We start from the raw sequence: 21,271 nt of genomic DNA, 5'->3' as shown, positions 1-21,271 counted from the left end.
CGAACCTCTTGTCCAACACGTCCTCATCCCCGCTTGTCTTTCCCGCGACTGCGACTGCGACCGCGACTACGACCGTGCCTGCGCTGCCGGTCCGCCACTGGTCGCGCCCCCGTTTCCGCAGCTTGTGGCTCAGGCCGATGATTCTGCGTGGTGACCCGGGTCTTGCCGCAAGCCCCCCGGTGCGCTATATGTTGAGAGTGGCAAGGAGAGGGACTTCTCCTTGCCTTTTGCGTTGTCCCGTCCTGGGAACTGCCCGGCTTCGCGAAGCCGGCCCGGTGCGGAGTCGGAGTGCTGGTATGTCCAGGCCCTGGTGAACGCTCCCGGCAGATGAGCAGGTCGGGCCGGGCCCGGTCCTCATGCCAGAACGCCCCGCCTGAGGACGGGTCTTCGAGCCGGCGAGGCGCTCATGGCCCCCCTCAGCCGGTCGAGGGCACGACCCGGAACGCCAGGCAGACGAGCGGAGTGTCCTCCTCGACCGGTGTGCCCTCGGCTTCCCAGAAGGCCCGGTGACCCTCACGCCACGCCTGCAGGGACGCGTCGCCCTCGCCCTCAGCCCGAGCGTGCTCCCAGGTGACGCCGCCGAACGTCGTCAACTCCACGCCCGTGATCTCCACCGTGGCGACAGCCGCGCCCAGGTCGTCGAGCAGGGCGAGCCTCTCACCGGCGTACTCCAGCCCCTCGGCCTCGGTCGCGTACTCCGCCAGCAGACCCGTGGTGGCGACCTTCCGGCCCGCCAGCACGAGCGCGTTCAACTCGGCCCTCATCGGTCCGGGCGACCCCAGCTCCAGAGCACGCATACCGTTCACCCGCGGCCACACCGTCTCATCGCCTCCGCACTGCGTACACACCGTTCCGTCACTTCGCAGGGGTCAGCGGATCATGAGAGTGGGCCTGCGCGCCACAGGAAATGCGGCGCGGCCCGGCGGGCAGCCGTGGAAGCCGGTGGAGGCGTCGGCCTGCGCCTGCCGGGCACCCTCTGGCGCGGCCCCGCGACGCGGCGCACGCACGACGGTAGGGTGCCGCCCGTGCACGAGCATCCGCGCGACCTCGTCGGCTACGGCGCCGAGCCGCCGCACGCCGCCTGGCCCGGCGGTGCCCGCGTCGCCGTCAGCCTCGTCCTCAACTACGAGGAGGGCGGCGAGCGGAACGTCCTCGAGGGCGACGCCACCTCCGAGGCCTACCTCCACGAGCTCGTCGGCGCGCCGCCCGTGTCAGGGGGACGGGACCTGAACGTCGAGTCCATGTTCGCCTACGGCTCGCGCGCCGGCTTCTGGCGCGTCCACCGCACCCTCACGGCCCACGGCGCGCCGCTCACCGTCCACGCCGTGGCGCAGGCGCTCGCTCGCAACCCGGACGCAGCGCGGGCGATGGCCGCCGCGGGGTGGGAGGTGGCGAGCCACGGCTGGCGGTGGATCGACTACCGCGACGTTCCCGAGGAGGTCGAACGCGCCGACGTCGCGCGCTCGGTCTCGACCATCGAGCGACTCGTCGGCCGACGCCCCGTGGGCTGGTACACCGGTCGGACGAGCCCCCGCACACGCCACCTGGTCGCGGAGGACGGCGGCTTCCTCTACGACTCCGACGACTACTCGGACGACCTGCCGTTCTACGTCGAAGCAGGCGGCAGGCCCCACCTCGTCCTGCCGTACAGCCTGGACGCGAACGACTTCAAGTTCCTGCTCGTCCACGGGTTCACCACGGCCGACGACATGCTCTCCTACCTCGTCGACACCTTTGACACCCTCCGTGCGGAGGGCGCCGACCGTCCGCGCATGATGAGCGTCGGCATGCACTGCAGGATCATCGGGCGGCCCGGGCGCATCCGCGTCCTCGACGGCTTCCTGCGGCACGTCGCACAGCGCGGCGGGGCGTGGATCACCACCCGGGAGCAGATCGCGCGCCATTGGCTCACCACGCACCCTCCCCCGCACTGATCCCACAGGCCCCGCGGGGCTTCGACGGTCCCGCCAGGTGCGGGTCAGCGAACTGCCGACCAGCACAGGTCGGCTGAGGTCGGCGTCCAGGCCCTGGCCCTGGCCCTGGCCCGGGGCAAGTCGACCAGCGCCCACATCGACCTGGGCTTACATCCCTGCACGGCCGGCAGGCGCTCGGGGGGCGCGGGCGCGCACGGCATCGCCTCAGCGTGCTCCTGTGATCAGGGACTCACCCCCTTGGCCGGAGGCGGAGCGCACGGTAGCGTCACGGCGACATTCCACATAGCGACGACGGCGAGACGGAAGTCCGGTGTGATTCCGGCATGGTCGCGCCACTGTGTGCTGCGGTGACATCCCCAGGGTGGCATCGCGGTGAGTCAGACCCGAGGACCGTCGTCCTGCACCACCGTATGGGACGCGTTGTTCCCCGAGGAGGTTCCATCATGGCCGAGGCTGTCGCTTCCGCTGCCATACCCACCCCTGCCGACTCCCTTTCGGCTCCGCTGCCCGTGCGCGCGGTGCTGCCCTGGGCGCTGTTCGTCGGTCTCCTGATGCTCGTCGCCCTGTACTTCGTCGGTGCCGAACAGGGCGCCACGGCCGTGTTCGCCGGCGAGGGCGTGCACGAGTGGGTCCACGACGGTCGTCATCTGCTCGGCTTCCCCTGCCACTGAGAGGCTGTGCACATGTACGCCTCCACTGTCAGAGGACTGCTGGTCCGCGGCATGCTCGCGGGCCTGATCGCCGGGCTCTTCGCCTTCGCCGTCGCCTACGTGGTGGGTGAGCCCCCGGTGCGGGGCTCCATCGCCGTGGAGGAGGCCCAGGCCGCCAAGGACGCCGCGAGCGCCCCCAGCGCTCACGCCGGCCACGGCGGTGACGCCGCGTCGGGCGAAGCAGCCGAGGAGGAAGAGCTCGTCAGCCGACCGGTCCAGTCGACCGTCGGCCTGGCCACCGGCGTCTTGGTCTACGGGGTCGCGCTGGGCGGCATCGCCTCGCTCGCGTTCTCGTTCGCCCTCGGCCGAGTGGGCCGGTTCAGCCCGCGGGCCACGGCAGCGCTCACCGGGGCGGGTGCGTTCGCCCTGGTCTACCTGGTGCCGTTCCTCAAGTACCCGGCCACCCCGCCAGCGGTCGGCAACCCGGACACGATCGGACAGCGCACCACTCTGTTCTTCCTGATGATCCTGCTCAGCGTGCTGCTCGGCGTCGGCGCGATCATCCTCGGACGACGGCTCGCGCCTCGCCTGGGCAACTGGAACGCGACGTTGGCTGCGGGTGGCGGCTTCATCGTCGCCGCCGCCCTGGCGTTCGTGTTCCTGCCGGACAACAGCGACGCGGTCCAGCCCGGTTTCCCCGCCGCACTGTTGTGGGAGTTCCGGGTCGCCTCGCTGGCCGTCCAGCTGGTGCTGTGGACGGTGTTCGCCATCGTCTTCGGCGTCCTCGCCCAGCGGCTCCTGGCCGAACGCAGCGAGGGTTCGGCAGTGCCGGCTCCGACTAAGCAGGAGGCACCCGTACTCGGCTGATCTCGCGCCGCGTGCCTTGTCCACGACGTCCCCGCCGCCTCCATGTGGAGGCGGCGGGGACGTTGCGTTTCCTGGCCCTCAGGCTGAGGCGGGCACCCGGCGGCGCTCGACGTGTTGTGCGGGATGCGTGGTCACGATGCAACCTCCGCTACGGGTCTACCGGTTGACGGCGATGGCGGCGGCCAGGTCCCTGGGTGCCCGGGTGGAGACGTATACGTACGGAGTGGGGTCCTGCGGATCGGTGTTCTCGATGCGGACGGCAGTGGTGATGTAGCTGCGCATCACGGTGAAGGCGCGCATGTCCGCCTTGTAGGTCCTCCAGGCGCGGGCTTCCTCGCCTTCCAGGACCTCGACCGCGCCGAGCGCGGCGAGCGGGATGCGTGCGTCGTCGATGACGAGCAGACCGGCGGCGACGCGGATGCGGGTGCGTCCCTGGCCCGCGACGAAGAATCCGGCCAGGCAGGTGCCGGCGGCGAACGCGGCCATGGCGGCGAGGGCTCCGAAGGGCAGGAAGACGAGCGCCATCGACAGGCCGAAGGCCGCGGCGATCGCGCGCCAGGCGCCCGGGGCGGTGAGGCGCTCGTCGAAGGCGAAGGCAGGAGGGTTGGTCACAGGGGCCACCAAGGTGATGTCAGGGGTGAAGGCGGGGGGGGGTGTGCATACGGGCAGGAAAGCGCCCGCGTCGGGGTCGTGGGCGGGGCGCGGGGCGATGCACGGGTGGTCGCTGAGGACTGCGAGGCCGGCCAGCACTCGGTCCTGGTCGATGGATTCGTGGAGGACGAGGGGAGCACCGCCTCTCACTGCTCGGCCAGGCGCTGCTCGATGAGTGCCTTGAACGCGTCGTAGGTCTCGGGGGTGGCGACCTTCCCGCCGTCGAGGAAGAACGTCGGGGTGCCCTGCACCTTGAGGCCCACGCCGTCGCGCTGGTCGGCGGTGATGCGTGCGATCGTCTGGGCGGATATCACGTCGGTGTCGTACTTGGCCATGTCCAGGCCCAGTTCCTGGGCGTAGCCGCGAAAGACCTGGTCCTTGGCCTCCTTCGCCTCGCCCCACTGGGACTGGGTGGTGAAGAGCTTCTGGTACATGTCCTCGAACCGGCCCTGCTGGGCTGCTGCTTCCGCCGCGCGGGCGGCCTGGTAGCTGTTGCGGTGGCCGGGTAGTGGGAAGTAGCGGGCGACGAAGGTGACGCGGTCGCCGTACTCCTTCTTGAGCTGTTCGATCATGGGGAAGTACAGGCCGCAGACCTCGCATTCGAAGTCGAGGAACTCCGACACGGTCAGTTCGCTGCGTTCAGGATCGGTCAGCCTGTGGCTGTCGTCTCGTACGGCGCGCGCGTCCGCGGCCGGCGTGGCAGAGACCGTCTCCGGTCCTCCGTCGGGTCTGAAGGCTGCGAAGGACGCGATGGCCATGGCGAACGCGGCCACGATGACCGAGGCGACAAGGAGGTGCTTCTGCTTCACGGGGTGTGGTTCCTTCCTTGGGAGTGGTGCGCCTACGGCTGCGGAACGTGCCACCACACGGGCGGCACGCCGGGGAAGGACATACATGTAGGACGGCTCTCTTGGCTCCCCGGGACGTCTGCGACGCCGGGGTGGTGAGGGACCCGGGGCGCGAGCGCGCCGGGTCCTCGGCCGTCAGGCCATGCAGGAGCCGGTCGCGGGCGTCAGCCGGGGCGGGACGGACACACTGCGCCGCCGACGCGGCGGTGCCCGGCCGGCCTGGCCCCGAACGAGGAAGACCGACGTCAACGGCGCCGAGCTCTCGGTGAAGGAGGTCTGCGGGCCGGTGCCCGCGACTGGAGCCCCGAGCAGCGGCCACACGAAGCTGAGCACCCGGTGGACGGCTTCCAGGAGCGGAGTGCTGCACCACAGGACCTGCTCGGTGACGCCGAGCAGGCGGGCGGCGAGAAGCAGCGTGATCAGGTGCCCGCCCACCAGTACGGCGGACGGCGGCCCGGTCGCGGCGCCCTGCTCCGAGAGCCAGGGCAACCCGAAGGCTCCGCCCTCGGGACTCATCGCCGCGCAGGCGCCCGGCAGTGAATAGGCCAGATGGTAGGTCAGCTCGGCAGCGGCGAAGGCCACGAGGAGTTGGGTGTCGGTCAGCTTGCGCTTCGTCAGAACGAGCGCCGCGGTCACCGCGATCAAGGCGAGCGCCGCGATGGTCACCCAACGGGGTGTGTGCCCCTGGGTGAGGACCTGACCCGCCATCGGCAGCAGCACACAGAGCACCGCCAGCACAGCCGCCCGCAGAGCGCGCGCCGCGCCGGTTGCCGGCGAGGCATCGCGCAGAGCGGGGAACGCGGGCATGAGGGTAGTGGCTTTCCGGGGAGTCACGCCGTCGTCGGCGTGAAGAGGCAGGGGCAGGGGCAGGGAGTGCTCGGAGCACTCGCGGACAGCAGCGTAACCGCTGTGCCTGTGACGTCCGACCCCAGGGAGGCCTCGCCTCACGGCTCCACCGCCGAAACCTGTTTTCGCAGGTCAGCTGCGCCCAGGCCAACGGGCTGACGCTGCTGGTCGGCGGCAGGATCGCGGGCCAGGGGTGCGTCTTCGAAGTTCACGACCTGCACATCTGTCAGAGCACGTCGGCCAGAACGCCCTGTCGGCTCATCTCCTCGGCGGGCATCGTGCCGGGCCCGTGCCCGAACAGGGCAGGGCAGGGCAGGGCAGGGCAGGGCAGGGCAGGGCAGGGCAGAGCAGAGCACCGCAGAGCAATAGTGCGCCTCATTTGACTGTTGCCCCTTGCCTGCGCCGGGTGCGGTAGATGATGGACGCGCTATGACCCGGGCCCGAACACAACCACGCCCGTGTCCGCAACGCGCAGCGCGCGGCGGGCAGTGGCTGCGGGCTGTCGTCTTCACCCTGCTCAGTTCGGCGCTGGCAGTCGCAGGCCACCACCTCGCGTCGGAGGACCCGGTGCCGTGGATCCGGGTCTTGTGCGCTGCCGCCGCCGTCCTGGCCGTCGCCGCCCTCGCGGCCCGGCCCGGACGGCCCTGGTGGCTCGTGACCGGGGCGACGCTCAGCAGTCAGCTCCTGCTGCACGCGGCGCTGTCCATGAACGCGCCGGCCGGCGGCGGGCTCGTGGAGACCCACTCCTCAGCCGAGATCGGATACGCGGCCCATCAGAGCCCCTGGGTGATGACCACTGCGCATGGTGCCGCCGTCGGCGCGATGACCTTGTTCATCTACCGGGCGGATCAGGTCATCAGCCGCATTCCGCAGGCGATGCGCCGCTGGGCCGAAGCCGCCGTCGCGACGGCCACCGCATTGTCCGGCCTCCGGAACCTGCACCGGACCAACCACCTTCGGCAGCCGGCAAAGCCGCCACTCAAGAGCGGCCCGGAACTCCGGGCTGCGGCGGTCATGCTCTCTCACGCGGTGGTACGCCGCGGGCCTCCGACCGTTCGGGCAGCAGACGTCGTCCTATGAACCCGTCAGGTGTCACCGCATCTGGGCGGTGACACCTGCCCGAGCCGAGAGAGCTCATCGTGACCACATCGCCCATCCGAATCCACCCCGCGCGCGGTCTCGGCCTCGCAACCGTCGGCGCCCTGGTGCTGCTGGGCCTGGCAGCAGGGCCCGCGGCCGCGCACGCCGAGGTCTCCGCGTCCGACCCCCGCGCCCTCGCCGAAAACGTCACGCTCACCTTCAACTCCGAGGCCGAGTCCGACACCGCGGGCATCGCGTCCCTGCGCGTCGTCCTCCCTTCCGGCATCACGCCGGACGCCGTGGCACTCAAGGACGCCCCGACGGACTGGAAGCTCGCCGCCACCGCCGACGGGTACTCCATCGGCGGCCCGGCCCTGGCAACCGGCACGGATGCCGAGTACAGCATCACGGTGCGGCAGCTGCCCGACGCCAAGTCCCTGGTGTTCAAGACGCTCGAGACCTACAGCGACGGAAAGATCTCCCGCTGGATCGAGGTGCCCACCAACGGCGAGAAGGTCGACAACCCGGCCCCCGTACTCGAACTCAAGGCAGCGGCCCCCGGGGCCAAGCCGATCGCCCCGACCCCCTCGCCGTCGCCGACCCCGCCGCCGAGCGACGCCGCATCCGCGCAGCCCTCGGCGGCGGTTCCCTCTGCTCCCGCGGCGTCCGTGAGCGCGCAGGCGACGAGCGAGGACGACGCGGGCAGCAGTACCGGAGCCATCGTCGGCGTGATCGCGGCCGTCGTCGTGCTCGCCGCTGCCGGCGCATTCTGGTGGCTGCGCCGAGGTCGAAGCCAGGCCTGACCGAAGCGGCCGGGGTCGGCGCACGCCGTGATGCGTGCGCCCTCCCAGCCGTGCATCAGTGCGGTGCGGGGCGGTGCGGTGCGGTGCGGTGCGGTGCGGTGCGGTGGACAGTCCAGGCAGCAGTGGCGAACTCCTGGATCCGCACCCTGCCGGCAACAAGGCGAGGGGCACTTGATGGCGCTCTTTGACCCTTCAAGGAACGTGGCCCGGATCGGCGGCTTGGGTTTCCGCTCGCGGAGTGTGCGGGCCGTGTCGAGACGCCGGCTTCGTATCGGCGGCCGATCCGGGATCCTCACGCACGCCACACCAGCGATCAGCTGTCGGCGCAGAGGTCCCCGGCAAGGAGCTGTGCCGTGAGTTCCATGCACCGCGTCCGGGCCGCGGAGAAGCCGTAGGGCATCTTGGTCACCGCTTCAAAGGCACTCATCTGCGCCTCCTCCTCACCGCTCGCCTCGGCGTCGTAGACATCGAAGAGATTCTCCTCGGCCACGTCCAGTCCATCGGCTTCAATGGCCTGGAGCAGGGCCTCGTGGTGGGCGCAGTGTTGCGCGGCGAGTTCCTCGACCCGCGGGTCGTGGGGGTCGACGGTGTCATCGAGGGCGGCGTCGGCCGCGTCGAGGCGGTCCGCCTCGGCCCGTAGGTCGGGATGGGTCGCCAGGGTGATGAACACGCTGGCCTGAATGGCGGCTCCCAGTGGCCCGAAGATCCGTTCCGTGACCAGCAGGGCGTCCAGGTCGCTGGGGCGCAGTGAGCCAGGAGGCAGGTGGCTGAGCCGGTCCGTGACCAACGGGGAGAGCAAGCCCAGTGGGCTGCCGACGACCCGCAGGCGCTGGACTGCCGCGCGCTGACGCTTGATGTCGGCCTCCTGGGCGGCCAGGGTCTCCTCCAGCCGGCCCAGGACGTCCTCGACGTCCCGGGCTTCGTCGAAGGCGGCCCGCATGTCGTCCAGGCTGATGCCGGCCTCGGACATCTTGCGGATCCACAGCAGGCGGATCATGTCGTCGTAGCCGTAGCGTCGGCGTCCGTCTCCGCCTCGCCCGGGCTCCGGCAGCAGGCCGATCTGGTGGTAGTGACGAATGGCGCGCGGGGTGGTTCCGGCGAAGGCGGCGGCATCGCCGATCTTGACCTCGCGGGGAGGCGTGGCGGAGGGGTACATCGCAGACAGGGCCTTTCTTGCTGTGGTGCCCTCGACGACACCACATGCCGCTACGGCATGTGCAACTACACACCACCCGGATCCTGACGGGGTATCGGGCGGTCCCGCGTCATCGGTATCCCGTCCCAGGACAGGCCCGGAGTGCCAGGTACTCGACGTTCCCCAAGCCGTCCGAGCCCTCTCGCTGCCGGCTCTCCCCACCCAGTCGGCCTTCCCCACTCAGTCACAGCGGGCGACATCGGCGTAGATGCTGCCCCGGCCGGCCTTCACCTGGACTCGGCCGCCCGGCGCAGGGCTGCGAGGAGTTCCCGGTTGCTCGCGCCTTTGAGCACGTACTCGCGCACGCCGACGCTCATCATCTGCCCGACGGTGCCCTTGTCGTCGTACGCGGAGAAGGCCACGATCCGGCTGGCCGGGGAACACCGGGCGATGTCCCTGGCAACGGATGGGCCGCCGCCGGGAAAGCGGACGTCCAGGACCACGAGGTCCGGTTGATGGAGGTGTGCGAGCTGACGTGCTTGCTCGCCGTCGCACGCGGTGCCGACGACTTCCAGATCCGGCTGTGCCTGCACGACCTCGCTCAGGGTCTCGAGGAGCGTCGCGTTGTCATCACAGAGGACCACACTGAACCGTGGGCCGGGGGAACCATTCGGAGTCGACGTGGTCACGGTGCATCGTCTGCCGGTGGTGACGCGGGAACCGGAAGTGGGTTCGGCACCCAGAATTCGACCGTCGTCCCCGTTCCGGGCCGGCTGTGCAGGGACCACCATCCTCCTGCCGTCTCGGCTCTCTCCCTCATCTCGATGACCCCGAAATGATCGCGGGCGCCGCTCTGGGACATCGGCGCGCCGGTCCCGTCGTCCATGACACGCGTCAGAATGCCCCCGTCGGCCGACGTGACGCGGACATCGACCCGGTTGGCGCGTGCGTGCTTGTGCACGTTCAGCAGTGCTTCCTGGACGATGCGGAAGATGGTGATGCCCGTCTCGGGCGTGGGTTCGTGGTCCAGCTGGTGCTCGAAGGTGTAGGCCGTGCCCCAGGAACCCACGACATCGTCCAAGTGACTGGAAAGCCCCTCGGCCAGACCGTGCCTGTCGATGCCAGGTGGATGCAGCCGGAAGGTCAGGCTGCGGAGGCGGCCGATCGCCTCGCGCACGGAGACGTCGAGGCGCTGCAGTTCCGCGGACTGCGACGCCGGCACCCGCTCTGCCAGCAACTCCAGCCGCATCCCGACGGCGACCATGGCCTGGATGGAGTCGTCGTGGACGTCCCATGCGATGCGTCGTCGTTCCGTCTCCTGCGCTTGGACCAGGTGATCGAACAGCCGCCGTCGCTCGGTGAGGGCGTGCTGTGCCGCCCGTCGTTCTGACATGTCCCGGGTGACCTTGCCGAACCCTTGCAGTACGCCCTTCTCATCCCGCAGCGCTGTGATGACCACGTTCGCCCAGAACCGGGAGCCGTCCTGACGGACCCGCCAGCCTTCGTCCTCCAGTCGCCCTTCGGCCACCGCGGTCTCCAGCTCCCACTGCGGTTTGCCCGACGACTGGTCCTCCGGCGGGTAGAAGACCGAGAAGTGCTGTCCGAGGATGTCCTCGGCGCTGTACCCCTTGATCCGCTCCGCCCCCGCGTTCCAGCTGATGATGTAGCCCTGCGGGTCGAGCATGAAGATGCCGTAGTCCAGCACCCCTTGGACCAGTAGGGTGAAGGCCGCCTCCGACAGCGGAGCCGCCTGCTTGCGCGCCCACGGCTGGTCGTGCGGCTCCCGCGTCATTTGAGGAGCCCTTCACGCCGCGCGATCGCCACGGCTTCCAGCTGGGAACGGGCTCCCAGCTTTTCCAGCACCCGCTGGACGTGGTTGCGCCCCGTATTGAGAGCGACGCCCAGCTGTTCGCTGATGGCCGCGGTAGTGCGCCCTTCCTGCAGGAGATCAAGGACTTCCCGTTCCCGCGGGGTCAGATTCGCGCCCGGGGCCGCCTGCCTGCCGGTCAGGCGTCCCAGGACATCGCTGAGCAGGTCCTGGCTGAAGACCACCTCGCCCGCGGCCACCCGGCGGACGGCGTCCTCCAGTTCGCTCAGACCTCGGGCCTTCAGGATCAGGCCGGCTCCGCCCGCCTCCACGACGCGCGCTGCCACCGAGCCGCTGGCCTCGCCCGCCAGGACCAGTACGCGCACGTCCGGGGCGAGTGCGAGCAGGTCGGCGATGGCGCGGACCCCGTCACCGTCGGGCAGGCGTCTGTCCATCAGGACGACATCGGGATCGCATCGTCCGGCGTCGGCCAGTGCCGACGCCACCGACGCGGCGCGTCCCACGATCCGTAGATCGGGTGAGCGCTCCAGAGCGAGGGAAATCGCCTCGGCGACCATGTCATGGTCCTCGACCAGCAGGATCCTGACCGGGCGGCTGGGCGGGGAAGGCGAAGACATCGGTGCATCCTTGCAGGTGGCGGAGCGCACGATCATGCCAGCCGGTCGCGGACCGGCGGCTCTCCGGTGGCCGTCGCTCCTGCACCTCGCGATACGACTGCGCCCGGAGCACAGCGGGCCGCCTCGGTGACGATGTCGGTGTTCCCTTCGGTGAGGATGCCGTCCATCCCGGTCAGGTCGAGCAACCGGGCCGGCTGCGTCCCCATACCTTCGACGACAAGGTCCACGCCGACCTGGAAGGTGGACGTCCGCGCCCCGAGCAGGGTGCCCAGACCGGCGCAGTCGCAGAAGGAGACATCGGTCAGATCGAGGCGGAGTTCAGTCGGCTGTTCCGCCAGACAAGCCGCAATGGCGTTGCGGACGTAGGGAGCGGTGTCCCAGTCGAGTTCGCCCGAGACGGTCACTCGCGCGACACCCGAATCAACCACGGCATGCGACGTGAACGGGTGGACGGTCACTGCATCCCGAACCTCTCCATGCTCACGCAGCGGGTACCCGCCCAACACGGATCTCACGAGCCCTCCCTGCGGAGGAGTCCCTGGTGCCGGCTGCCGTATCGCTGTTGCGTGGTGCGGGGACACCAGCACCTGTCTAGTGAATCTGCACTAGACGGGGAAGTCAACAGGGGGTGGAGGGGATGGCAGCACCGAGGTCGGGCCCCGGACCGGCCCCCCGCTCCGGGCCGCTCCGTGAGCAACAGGGCGGGAGCGAGCAGGACTTGTCCTCCTGCTCGCCCGGGCCCTACAAGCTGCTCGCCGCCTCGACGCTGTCAGCGATCGGGAACAGGTCCCGGGCCTGCGTGAGGTCCAGGAGCCGGCTCAGCTGAGGAGGAAGCGGGCCCGCCAGCACCAGGCGGCCCGTGCGCAGCAGGAACAGCATTTCGTTGAGCATGGAGGAATCGGCGAAGGCGACCTGGCTGACGTCCAGGACGATCCGGCGGACGTCGGGGTCGGAGGCGGCCCGTGCGCCGGAGGTCCTGAGCGGCTCCAGAGTGTCCTGGTCGAACTCCCCCACGCACACGATGACGCGGACACCGTCCTCGTCCGGCCTTACCTCTACGTGATGCTCCACCTGTACTCCCAAACGTCTTTTCGGCACTGCTGATCCCCAGCGCGCTTTCCACAGTGACAGCCGCAGGCTACGCGCCTGACCGGTCAGTGGACCCGGACACCGATGAGGCAGGTGTCGTCGTCGGTGTCGGAACTGCTGTAGGTCAGCAGGTTGTCGAGGCGCTTTTCCAGACTGCCCGCGGGACGTGACGCCACGGCGAGCAGTTGTGCCAGGGATTCGGTGACGGAGGCGTCCCGGCGTTCGACGAGTCCGTCGGTGTACATGAGCAGGATGTCCTCACGTTCCAGCTGCACTTCTTCCTCCCCGTACTGGACGTCGGGCATGGCTCCCAGCAGCGCGCCCGAGGCGAGGGGGAAGGCCCGGGCCTCCGCCCCCCTGACCAGGACCGGGGGCAGGTGGCCCGCGCGGGCCCAGCGCAGGCACCGGGTGTCCGGGTCGTAGATCCCGCAGACTGCGGTGGCCGTCAGATGGCTGGTGAGGTGGTAGGTGACGGTGTTCAGCCAGGAGAGCAGCTGCGCCGGGCCGGCACCGGTGACGGCCAGGCCGCGCAGCGCGTTGCGCAGGACGACCATGCCGGTGGCCGCCTGAATGCCGTGGCCGGCCACGTCGCCGACGCTGATGAGGATCTTCTTGTCGGGTAGTACGAAGGCGTCGTACCAGTCGCCGCCCACGAGAGATTGCGACTCAGCCGGCCGGTAGCGGACGGCAATGCGGATGCCGGGAACCTCCAGGGGGGCCGGGGCTGGGGGCATGATGGCCTGCTGGAGCTGCAGGGCCAGTCGGGTCCGGTCCGCGGATTCCGCCTCGGTGCTGGCGAGTTGGTCCCGTGTGGCCGCGAGGGCGACCTCCGTCCAGTGCTGCGCCGAGACGTCCTGGCAGGCGCCGCGGACGGAATACAGGCGTCCCTGATCGTCCAGTACTGGTTCGGCCACTATCCGGATGTGCCGGGTGATGCCGTCGGGGCGCCGCAGCCGGAAGTCCACCGACGACTCGTGCAGCCGGTACAGGAGCATGCGCAGGAACCGGCCGATCGAGTTGACGTCGTGCGGGTGAGCGTGACCGGTCAGCTCTTGCAGGGGTACGGGTTCGGCCGTCTCCGGCAGTCCGAACAGGCTGAACAGCTGGCTGTTCCAGGTGATGTCCCCCGTGCGGACGTTCTCCTCGAAGCCACCGACCCTGCCGAGGCGTTGTGCGTGCTGCAGGAGGCTGGCCAGCCGGGCGGTCTCGTCCTCGACCTTCCAGATGAGGAGGAGGCAGGTTCCGTGCCGGCTGATGCTGATGTCGGCGACCGAGGTGAGGGGCACTTCGTCGACGTATGCCGTGAGCGTCGTACGCGGCGCCTGGCAGGGTTCACCGGTCGCGTAGACCCGCTCCAGCTTGGAGAAGAGGCCGCTGCTCTCCGCGGCCGCCGGGTAGGCCTCCAGGAAGTGCACGCCGGTGACGAGTGAGCGGGGCCGGCCCGCTGGGTCGACGAAGCGGCTGTTGGTGTGGTGGATGCGGAAGTCGGACAGCCTGCCTGCGGGGTCGAGGTGGGGTGTGAGGATGAGGACGGGGTCGTGGAGGTGGTCGGCGAGGTCTGCCAGGTCCGCGACAGCCGCCAGGTCCGAAGCGGGCGCGGCGCGGGGTGTCTCCTCCTCGGATTGGTCCCCGAGGGTGTGGGCGCAAAGTTCCGCCAGGGCTTCCAGCTGGCGCAGGACCTGAGGTGGCTGCGGGGGCAGCCGGTCCGGCCAGCCGATCTCCAGCACCCCGTGGATGCGGCCGCCGGTCCCGGCCGGGACGGTGATCCGCCCGCCGTCGGAGTACTGGCGCCGGCCGATGGTGGGGATCCCCGCGTCGGAGAGCGCCTCCACGACCGCGAGGTCGCGACTGTGCAGGGCCAGTCGGGCGCAGGTGGCCACCTCGGGCGGGACGTAGCGCCAGCGGCTCGCCTCCTCCTCCGTGAAGCCGGCCTGGCCGACCAAGGTGAGTGAGGAGTCGGCGCCCACCAGCCAGATCGCGACCCCGCAGGCGCCCAGGGGGGCGAGCGCGTTCTCCAGCAGGGCGGTGGCGACGGCCTGGGAGTCGGTCGCGGCCAGGGCGCGGCTCTCGGCCGCTCGCAGCCGGACGGCGGGAGCGGCTTCGTCCGGGTCGCCGGGTTCGCCGTCGGCGCGTACGAGGAACTGCTCCGCGATCTCGCTGACGCGGTCGCGCGCGGCCTGGTTGATGACGTCGACGGCCAGGGCCAGGACGCTGACGCCCGACTGCTTGGCCAGCTTGGTCAGTTGCCGGGAGGCTTCGGCAGGTCCGCATCCCAGCCGGCCCACGAAGATGCCCTTGGCCATCTCGATCAGCGCACGCCCGTCGGCCGCCCACTGGGCGTCCAGCGCCTCCTGGCGCAGCCGCTCCACGGTGGCGGCGAGCCGTCCCACGTCGCCCGCCTCCGTGGTCGCGGACTTCACGTGCTCCGCAGGCCGGCGGGCGCCCGGGACGTCCGGTCCGCCGTTTCGGCTGCGCGTGCGGATCGGCGTCCCGGCTTCTCCGGTTTCGTCATGGTTGTCGTTCACAGGGCGCCGACGTCTCCCGCGCGGGCGGCGGAAGCCGGAAGGAGCCACTGCCGGATGCGGGCGATCAGGTCGTTCGCATCGACGGGCTTGGTGACGTAGTCGCTCGAACCGGAGGCGATGCTCTTGTCCCGGTCGCCGGGCATGGCTTTGGCCGTGACCGAGATGATGGGCAGGTCGCTGTACTGGGCCATGCTCCTGATCTCCGCAGTCGCGGCGTACCCGTCCAGTTCGGGCATCATGACGTCCATCAGGATCAGGTCGATGCCCGGGGTGACCATCAGGGTCTCGATGCCCTTGCGGCCGTTCTCGGCATGCAGGACCCGCATGCCGTGGAGTTCGAGGATGCCGCTGATCGCATACAGGTTGCGCGGGTCGTCGTCGACGACCAGGACCGACCTGTCCGCGAGGCTGTCGTCGATGCGGGTCTGTCCGGCCGGGACGACCTCGGCCTCGGGCCGCGCGAGGGCCGGAACGTCCCCGAGGCGGTCCACCGACAGGTGCAGGGTGATCCGCTCGCGCAGTTCGTCCAGGCTGGAGATCACTTCGAGGCGCTGGCCGGCGGCGTACCGGGCGAGCTGCCCCTGCTGGTCCCCGGTCATGCGCCGGTTGTCGTGGGCGAGCACCGGCAGGGCGGCCAGCGCACTGTCCCCCGCAAGGGCCTGGAGGAAGCTCAGGGCTTCACCGTCGGCTCCCAGTTCCAGGACCACGCAGTGGAACGGAGCCTGCGCGAGGACCGCGGCCGCGTCCGCAGCGGTCACGGCGGAGATGACCTCGACCTGTTCGGACGGTCCCGCGGTCGCTCGTCCCGCGATCAGATCGGCGGCGGCGCTTTCGGCCACGAGGCTGAGAAGGCCCTTGCTGCGTTCCTCGATGACCAGGAGCCGTCGGGGGTGGCGCTCCAGCGGCGCGTCCGCGCCGCTTTCACCCGGCCGGCCACCGGACTCGGCGGCGGCCTCCCCCGCGACGGGAGACTCCGCGTCCCGGGCGGCGGCGTCGGGTCGCGAGACCGGCAGGTACAAGGTGAACGTGGATCCCACGCCCGGGGTACTGGTGGCTGTGACCACGCCTCCGAGAAGCCGGGCGATCTCCCGGGTGATGGACAGTCCGAGCCCGGTGCCGCCGTACTTCCGGCTCGTCGTGCCGTCGGCCTGCTGGAACGCTGCGAAGATCACCTCCAGTTGCTCCTCGGCGATGCCGATGCCCGTGTCGATGACCTTGAAGGCCACCACCGAGCCCGCCCGCGTCAGCTCGGCGGGGAGTTCTGCGGCGTTCACCGGTTCGATCCGCACCTGGACCCGGCCGCGTTCGGTGAACTTCACCGCGTTGGACAGCAGGTTGCGCAGGATCTGCTGGAGCCGGGCGTCATCGGTCAGCAGGTCGAACGGCACCCCGGCCGAGGTCGTGATGTCGAACTCCAGGCCCTTCTGCGTCGTCAGGGGCCGGAAGGAGGCTTCCACGTAGTCGAGGAGCTTCTTGAGCGACACCCGTTCCAGGTTGACGTCCATCTTGCCCGCCTCGACCTTCGACAGGTCGAGGATGTCGTTGATGAGCTGGAGGAGGTCGGAGCCGGCCGAGTGGATGATGCCCGCGTACTCGACCTGCTTGGGGCTGAGGTTGCGCGACGGGTTCTGCGCGAGCAACTGGGCGAGGATGAGAAGGCTGTTGAGCGGGGTGCGCAGCTCGTGGCTCATGTTGGCCAGGAACTCCGACTTGTACTTCGAGGCCAGGGACAGCTGCTGGGCCCGGTCCTCGAGCTCCTGGCGCGCCTGCTCGATCTCCAGGTTCTTCGTCTCGATGTCTCGGTTCTGTGTGGCGAGGAGGGCAGCCTTCTCCTCCAGTTCCGCGTTGGACCGCTGGAGTTCGTCCTGTTGGTCCTGCAACTGCTCCGATCGGGCCTGGAGCTCACCCGTGAGACGCTGGGACTCGCCGAGCAGTTCGTCCGTACGCACGTTGGCGACGATGGTGCTGACGTTCACGCCGACCGTCTCCATCAACCGGCCGAGGAAGTCGCGGTGAACGGGGGTGAAGGCGTTGAAGGAGGCGAGCTCGATGACCCCGAGGACCTGGTCCTCGACGAGGATGGGCAGCACGATGAGGCTGGCCGGGGCGGCGGCACCCAGCCCGGAGGAGATCAGGTAGCCGGACGGCAGGTTGTCGGTTGTGAGAATGCGCCGGCTTCGGGCGGCCTGCCCGACAAGGCTCTCTCCGCTCCGTACCCGCAGGGCCGAGGTGGAGCCCGCGGCGGGCCGCCCGAACGACCCGATCAGGGTGAGCCACGTGTCGCCGTCGGTCTCCTCGGCGAGGTAGAAGGCTCCGTAGCCGGCGTCGACCAGGGGGGCCAGCTCGTCCATGACGCGTTCCGCAACTGCGGCGAGGTCGCGATGTCCCTGCATCAGGCCCGAGATGCGGGCCAGGTTCGACTTGAGCCAGTCCTGCTCCTGGTTGGCCCGGGTCGTCTCGCGCAGCGAGCCGACCATGGAGTTGATGTTGTCCTTGAGTTCGGCGACCTCGCCCGAAGCGTCGACCGTGATCGAGCGGGTGAGGTCTCCCTCGGCGACCGCGCTGGCGACCTCGGCGATGGCCCGGACCTGGCGGGTCAGATTGCCGGCCAGCTCGTTGACGTTCTCGGTCAGGCGCTTCCAGGTGCCCGACACGCCCTCGACCTCGGCCTGGCCGCCGAGGCGGCCCTCGCTGCCGACCTCGCGGGCGACGCGGGTGACCTCGGCCGCGAAGGAGGACAGCTGGTCGACCATCGTGTTGATGGTGGTCTTCAGCTCCAGGATCTCCCCACGGGCGTCCACGTCGATCTTCTTGGACAGGTCACCGTTGGCGACGGCCGTGGTGACGAGGGCGATGTTGCGGACCTGGCCGGTGAGGTTGTTGGCCATGGAGTTCACGTTGTCGGTGAGGTCCTTCCAGGTCCCCGCCACATTGGGGACCCGGGCCTGGCCGCCGAGCCTGCCTTCGGTGCCGACCTCGCGGGCCACGCGGGTCACCTCGTCGGCGAACGCGGACAGCGTGTCGACCATCGTGTTGATGACCCCGGCCAGTGCGGCGACCTCGCCCTTCGCCTCCACCACGATCTTCTGCGAGAGGTCGCCGCGGGCGACGGCGGTGGCCACCTGGGCGATGGAGCGCACCTGACCGGTCAGGTTGGACGCCATGACGTTGACGTTGTCGGTGAGGTCCTTCCAGGTGCCGGAGACTCCCCGGACCGTCGCCTGGCCGCCGAGGTTGCCCTCGGTGCCGACCTCGCGGGCCACGCGGGTCACCTCGTCGGCGAACGCGGAAAGCTGGTCGACCATCGTGTTGATGGTCTCCTTCAGCTCCAGGATCTCCCCCCGGGCGTCCACCCGGATCTTCTGGGTCAGATCTCCCTGGGCCACGGCCGTGGTCACCTCGGCGATCGAACGCACCTGCGCTGTCAGGTTGTCCGCCATGAAGTTCACCGAGTCGGTCAGGTCGCGCCAGGTGCCTGACACGCCCTTCACGTCAGCCTGCCCGCCGAGCCGGCCATCGGTGCCCACCTCACGGGCGACCCTGGTGACCTCGTCGGCGAAGGCCGAGAGCTGGTCGACCATCGTGTTGATGGTCGTCTTCAGCTCCAGGATCTCGCCGCGGGCGTCGACCCGGATCTTCTGCGACAGGTCGCCCTGCGCCACCGCTGTGGCGACCTCGGCGATCGAGCGCACCTGGGCGGTCAGGTTGCCGGCCATGAAGTTCACCGAGTCGGTCAGGTCGCGCCAGGTGCCTGACACGCCCTTCACGTCGGCCTGCCCGCCGAGCCGGCCATCGGTGCCGACCTCACGGGCCATGCGGGTGACCTCGTCGGCGAACGCGGAGAGCTGGTCGACCATCGTGTTGATGGTGTTCTTCAGCTCCAGGATCTCGCCACGGGCGTCGACGGCGATCTTCTGCGACAGGTCACCCTTGGCGACGGCCGTCGTCACCTGGGCGATGTTGCGGACCTGGTCGGTCAGGTTGCCGGCCATGAAATTCACCGAGTCGGTCAGGTCGCGCCATACGCCGGCCACGCCCGGCACCTCTGCCTGCCCGCCGAGCCGGCCCTCGCTGCCGACCTCGCGGGCCACGCGGGTGACCTCGTCCGCGAAGGAGGAGAGCTGGTCGACCATCGTGTTGACGGTGTCCTTCAGCTCCAGGATCTCGCCACGGGCCGCCACGTCGATCTTCTGCGACAGGTCGCCGCGCGCCACGGCGGTGGCCACCTGGGCGATGTCCCGGACCTGCGTGGTGAGGTTGCCGGCCATGGCGTTGACGGAGTCCGTCAGGTCGGCCCACGTTCCGGAGACACCGGGAACGACGGCCTGGCCGCCCAGGGTGCCCTCGGTACCGACCTCGCGGGCGACGCGGGTCACCTCCGACGTGAACAGGGACAGCTGGTCGACCATCCCGTTGAAGACGGTGGCGATCTCACCGAGCAGCCCGTCGGCCTCGTCCGGCAGCCGGGTCCCGAAGTCGCCGTCCCGTACAGCCGTCAGTCCGGCAAGGAGCTGGCGGAGCTCCGGCTCCCCCACCGCCCCCGAATTCTTCGCATGCGTCGATGCCGCCGCCGGCTTGACCATCCCTGCCCCATCTCCCTGTGACCAGGCCGTGCCCGATGTCTCGAGCGTCCCCCGTCAGGCTAAGCCCCCTGATGGCTGCCTTCGCCCACAAGACCGACAACGGGAACGGACAAGGGCCGCGCTTGTTGCTCCACGATCCGCCATACTCACTGCGCAAGGTCGTGGAGATGTTCCCGGACGAATGCGCCGCGCGGGAGGTCGCAGCATGAGCCCTTTTCCTGCGCCCACCGGGCCCGGGGCCTTCGTCCACCCCGCCCTCTTCTACCAGGACCACGCCGATTACCTGGCCGGCGTCGGCGGTTTCGTACGCGGCGCCCTGTCGGCCGGCGAACCCGTCCTCGTGGCCGTGCCCGGTCCGCACCTGGCCACCCTGCGCGAAAGCCTCGGCGAGAGCGCGGCTGAGGTCACCTGGACGGACATGACGGAGCTGGGCCGCAATCCCGGCCGCATCCTGGCCGCCCTCCAGGACTTCGCCGACCTGCACTCGGCCCGCGCCCCCCGGATCGTCGGCGAGCCGATCTGGCCCGGCCGCTCCCCCGCCGAGATCCTGGAAGCCACCCGGCACGAGGCCCTCATCAACATGGCCTTCGCCGGCCGGCCCGCCACCATCCTGTGCCCGTACGACGTACGCGGGCTGGCGCCCGAGGTGGTCGCCGACGCCCGGCGCACGCACCCGACGCTGATCGAGGCGGGCCGGAACCTCCCGAGTCCGGCCTACACCGACGCCTGGCGGGTCTGCGCGGACTGCGATCTCCTCCTGCCCGAACCCGCAGGCGAGGTGCTCCGGTTCGCGTACTCCTACGGGGCACTGGCCCAGGTCCGCGAGTACGCCGAGAACTGGGCCCGCGCGACCGGCCTGTCCCGCGCGCGACGGGCAGACCTCGTCCTGGCCATCAGCGAGGCGGCAGCCAACTCCCTCGCCCACGGAGGCGGGAAGGGCGCCCTCCGGTTGTGGACCGACACCGGCCACAAGGACGAGGCGATAGCGGAGATCAGCGACGGCGGCCACCTCGCCAACCCCCTCGCCGGACGCCGGCGGCCCTCCCGGTCCTCCGCCAACGGCGGCCGCGGACTGTGGATGATCCACCAGCTCTGCGACCTGGTGGAGGTCCGCTCCACCGAGAGCGGCTTCACCCTGCGGCTCCACATGGACATGTCCTAAGACGAGGGGTCACCTACACTGTCACGACGATGCGCGGGCGTCCTGTACCGCAGGAGGTCTACGGATCGGCCCGGGACCCCAGCAGCTGCCGTTTGCGGGCAGGGCGCTGGCACCGGAGAGGGGCGGACACGGGGGTGGGGCCACAGTGCAGACCAGAGAACCGGGGACGGGCGATCCAGTGAGTGCCGGCCTTCCTGCCGCGGGACAGCGCCGTCGGCTCGCCCTGACGGGCATTCCCAGCCCTGTCTCCAAGGGCCGCGAGTTCACGCACCGCGCCCTGCGCGACTGGGAGTGGGACGGGACCGAGGCCGCCGAGGACGCCCTGCTCCTCGTGTCCGAGCTGCTCACCAACGCGGCCCTGCACGCCGGCGGTTGCCGCGAACTCGTCCTCACGGCCGGGAATACCCTGCGCATCGAGGTCTACGACGGCACAACGGCCCTGCCCACCCGCCGTGCAACCCCGCAGCGCGGCGTCCCGGGCGGCCACGGTCTGTACATCGTGGACCGGCTGTCCGACCGGTGGGGCGCGCAGACACACGCGGACGGCAAGGCCGTCTGGGCCGAGATCGATGCCCTCCGGCTGGTGTCCGGCAACGCAGTGGAGCGCTGACCGTCCTCTGCCCGGACCAGCCGGCCGAGGGTCTCCTCGGCGG

At 70.2% G+C, this 21,271-nt stretch carries 19 protein-coding genes; 7 read left to right on the top strand and 12 right to left on the bottom strand.

What is annotated here, in order from left to right:
- Nucleotides 1–416: 416 nt before the first annotated feature.
- Nucleotides 417–797, bottom strand: coding sequence for an ASCH domain-containing protein (locus IO30_RS0114060; protein WP_031142840.1), 381 nt, complete (start codon nucleotides 795–797; stop codon nucleotides 417–419).
- A 228-nt stretch (nucleotides 798–1,025) separates the two neighbouring features.
- Between IO30_RS0114060 and puuE the strand changes: the two genes are divergently transcribed.
- The 3 genes from puuE (at nucleotide 1,026) to IO30_RS0114045 (ending at nucleotide 3,451) form a co-directional block, all read left to right on the top strand.
- Nucleotides 1,026–1,934, top strand: coding sequence for an allantoinase PuuE (puuE, locus tag IO30_RS0114055; protein WP_031142839.1), 909 nt, complete (start codon nucleotides 1,026–1,028; stop codon nucleotides 1,932–1,934).
- 443 nt (nucleotides 1,935–2,377) lie between these two features.
- Nucleotides 2,378–2,605: a CbtB domain-containing protein gene (locus IO30_RS0114050; protein ID WP_031142837.1), complete on the top strand. Its 228-nt coding sequence runs from the start codon at nucleotides 2,378–2,380 to the stop codon at nucleotides 2,603–2,605.
- 12 nt (nucleotides 2,606–2,617) lie between these two features.
- Nucleotides 2,618–3,451: a CbtA family protein gene (locus IO30_RS0114045; protein ID WP_031142836.1), complete on the top strand. Its 834-nt coding sequence runs from the start codon at nucleotides 2,618–2,620 to the stop codon at nucleotides 3,449–3,451.
- A gap of 156 nt (nucleotides 3,452–3,607) precedes the next feature.
- On the opposite strand, the gene IO30_RS0114040 is transcribed toward IO30_RS0114045, so the two are convergent.
- From IO30_RS0114040 to IO30_RS0114030, 3 genes are all read right to left on the bottom strand, one after another.
- Nucleotides 3,608–4,063 carry a DUF3093 domain-containing protein gene (locus IO30_RS0114040; protein WP_031142834.1) on the bottom strand — a complete coding sequence of 152 codons (456 nt, stop codon included), beginning with the start codon at nucleotides 4,061–4,063 and terminating at the stop codon, nucleotides 3,608–3,610.
- 185 nt (nucleotides 4,064–4,248) lie between these two features.
- Nucleotides 4,249–4,860 carry a DsbA family protein gene (locus tag IO30_RS0114035; protein ID WP_107066889.1) on the bottom strand — a complete coding sequence of 204 codons (612 nt, stop codon included), beginning with the start codon at nucleotides 4,858–4,860 and terminating at the stop codon, nucleotides 4,249–4,251.
- Nucleotides 4,861–5,085: 225 nt separating this feature from the next.
- Nucleotides 5,086–5,757: a hypothetical protein gene (locus IO30_RS0114030; RefSeq protein ID WP_031142831.1), complete on the bottom strand. Its 672-nt coding sequence runs from the start codon at nucleotides 5,755–5,757 to the stop codon at nucleotides 5,086–5,088.
- 468 nt (nucleotides 5,758–6,225) lie between these two features.
- Between IO30_RS0114030 and IO30_RS0114025 the strand changes: the two genes are divergently transcribed.
- Together IO30_RS0114025 and IO30_RS0114020 are read left to right on the top strand one after the other, a co-directional pair.
- Nucleotides 6,226–6,876: a hypothetical protein gene (locus tag IO30_RS0114025; protein WP_157853251.1), complete on the top strand. Its 651-nt coding sequence runs from the start codon at nucleotides 6,226–6,228 to the stop codon at nucleotides 6,874–6,876.
- Between the two features lie 59 nt (nucleotides 6,877–6,935).
- Nucleotides 6,936–7,679, top strand: coding sequence for a DUF1775 domain-containing protein (locus tag IO30_RS0114020; RefSeq protein ID WP_031142828.1), 744 nt, complete (start codon nucleotides 6,936–6,938; stop codon nucleotides 7,677–7,679).
- Between the two features lie 313 nt (nucleotides 7,680–7,992).
- Here the strand turns inward: IO30_RS0114020 and IO30_RS0114015 are convergent, their stop codons facing one another.
- From IO30_RS0114015 to IO30_RS0113980, 8 genes are all read right to left on the bottom strand, one after another.
- Nucleotides 7,993–8,835 (bottom strand): MerR family transcriptional regulator, encoded by an 843-nt coding sequence (locus IO30_RS0114015; RefSeq protein ID WP_031142827.1) that lies wholly within the window; start codon nucleotides 8,833–8,835, stop codon nucleotides 7,993–7,995.
- A 266-nt stretch (nucleotides 8,836–9,101) separates the two neighbouring features.
- The gene (locus IO30_RS0114010) at nucleotides 9,102–9,458 is read right to left on the bottom strand and encodes a response regulator (RefSeq protein WP_031142825.1); all 357 of its coding nucleotides are present in this window, start codon (nucleotides 9,456–9,458) and stop codon (nucleotides 9,102–9,104) included.
- A 41-nt stretch (nucleotides 9,459–9,499) separates the two neighbouring features.
- Nucleotides 9,500–10,606 carry a PAS domain-containing sensor histidine kinase gene (locus IO30_RS0114005; RefSeq protein ID WP_107066882.1) on the bottom strand — a complete coding sequence of 369 codons (1,107 nt, stop codon included), beginning with the start codon at nucleotides 10,604–10,606 and terminating at the stop codon, nucleotides 9,500–9,502.
- Nucleotides 10,603–11,259: a response regulator transcription factor gene (locus IO30_RS0114000; RefSeq protein ID WP_031142822.1), complete on the bottom strand. Its 657-nt coding sequence runs from the start codon at nucleotides 11,257–11,259 to the stop codon at nucleotides 10,603–10,605. Before IO30_RS0114000 ends, IO30_RS0114005 begins: the two co-directional genes overlap by 4 nt.
- A gap of 32 nt (nucleotides 11,260–11,291) precedes the next feature.
- Nucleotides 11,292–11,717: an STAS domain-containing protein gene (locus IO30_RS41900; protein ID WP_051859240.1), complete on the bottom strand. Its 426-nt coding sequence runs from the start codon at nucleotides 11,715–11,717 to the stop codon at nucleotides 11,292–11,294.
- Nucleotides 11,718–12,000: 283 nt separating this feature from the next.
- Complete coding sequence (locus IO30_RS0113990) at nucleotides 12,001–12,330, bottom strand: STAS domain-containing protein (protein ID WP_051859239.1); 330 nt, start codon at nucleotides 12,328–12,330, stop codon at nucleotides 12,001–12,003.
- A gap of 83 nt (nucleotides 12,331–12,413) precedes the next feature.
- Nucleotides 12,414–14,831 carry a SpoIIE family protein phosphatase gene (locus IO30_RS0113985; protein ID WP_425338108.1) on the bottom strand — a complete coding sequence of 806 codons (2,418 nt, stop codon included), beginning with the start codon at nucleotides 14,829–14,831 and terminating at the stop codon, nucleotides 12,414–12,416.
- Between the two features lie 38 nt (nucleotides 14,832–14,869).
- Complete coding sequence (locus IO30_RS0113980) at nucleotides 14,870–19,456, bottom strand: HAMP domain-containing protein (RefSeq protein WP_051859237.1); 4,587 nt, start codon at nucleotides 19,454–19,456, stop codon at nucleotides 14,870–14,872.
- Nucleotides 19,457–19,661: 205 nt separating this feature from the next.
- Here IO30_RS0113980 and IO30_RS0113975 point away from each other — a divergent pair, with 205 nt between their 5' ends.
- Nucleotides 19,662–20,618, top strand: a complete 957-nt coding sequence (locus IO30_RS0113975; protein WP_031142815.1) for a sensor histidine kinase — start codon at nucleotides 19,662–19,664, stop codon at nucleotides 20,616–20,618.
- A gap of 178 nt (nucleotides 20,619–20,796) precedes the next feature.
- A complete protein-coding gene (locus tag IO30_RS0113970; RefSeq protein ID WP_037893978.1) occupies nucleotides 20,797–21,228 on the top strand; it encodes an ATP-binding protein in 432 nt (143 codons plus the stop codon).
- Nucleotides 21,229–21,271 lie beyond the last annotated feature (43 nt).

The sequence above is a fragment of the Streptomyces xanthophaeus genome (assembly GCF_000725805.1).
GTDB classification, from domain to species: domain Bacteria; phylum Actinomycetota; class Actinomycetes; order Streptomycetales; family Streptomycetaceae; genus Streptomyces; species Streptomyces xanthophaeus.
Note: the sequence above shows the minus strand (reverse complement) of the source record. Positions and strands in the feature narration are given on the sequence as shown.

Coding starts and splice junctions, on each gene's coding strand:
- IO30_RS0114030 (WP_031142831.1), bottom strand. CDS start 5,757: ATGCCCGCGTTCCCCGCTCTGCGCGATGCCTCGCCGGCAACCGGCGCG.
- IO30_RS0114060 (WP_031142840.1), bottom strand. CDS start 797: ATGCGTGCTCTGGAGCTGGGGTCGCCCGGACCGATGAGGGCCGAGTTG.
- IO30_RS0114045 (WP_031142836.1), top strand. CDS start 2,618: ATGTACGCCTCCACTGTCAGAGGACTGCTGGTCCGCGGCATGCTCGCG.
- IO30_RS0114015 (WP_031142827.1), bottom strand. CDS start 8,835: ATGTACCCCTCCGCCACGCCTCCCCGCGAGGTCAAGATCGGCGATGCC.
- IO30_RS0113980 (WP_051859237.1), bottom strand. CDS start 19,456: ATGGTCAAGCCGGCGGCGGCATCGACGCATGCGAAGAATTCGGGGGCG.
- IO30_RS0113975 (WP_031142815.1), top strand. CDS start 19,662: ATGAGCCCTTTTCCTGCGCCCACCGGGCCCGGGGCCTTCGTCCACCCC.
- IO30_RS0114005 (WP_107066882.1), bottom strand. CDS start 10,606: ATGACGCGGGAGCCGCACGACCAGCCGTGGGCGCGCAAGCAGGCGGCT.
- IO30_RS0114050 (WP_031142837.1), top strand. CDS start 2,378: ATGGCCGAGGCTGTCGCTTCCGCTGCCATACCCACCCCTGCCGACTCC.
- IO30_RS0114025 (WP_157853251.1), top strand. CDS start 6,226: ATGACCCGGGCCCGAACACAACCACGCCCGTGTCCGCAACGCGCAGCG.
- IO30_RS0114000 (WP_031142822.1), bottom strand. CDS start 11,259: ATGTCTTCGCCTTCCCCGCCCAGCCGCCCGGTCAGGATCCTGCTGGTC.
- IO30_RS0114035 (WP_107066889.1), bottom strand. CDS start 4,860: ATGGCCATCGCGTCCTTCGCAGCCTTCAGACCCGACGGAGGACCGGAG.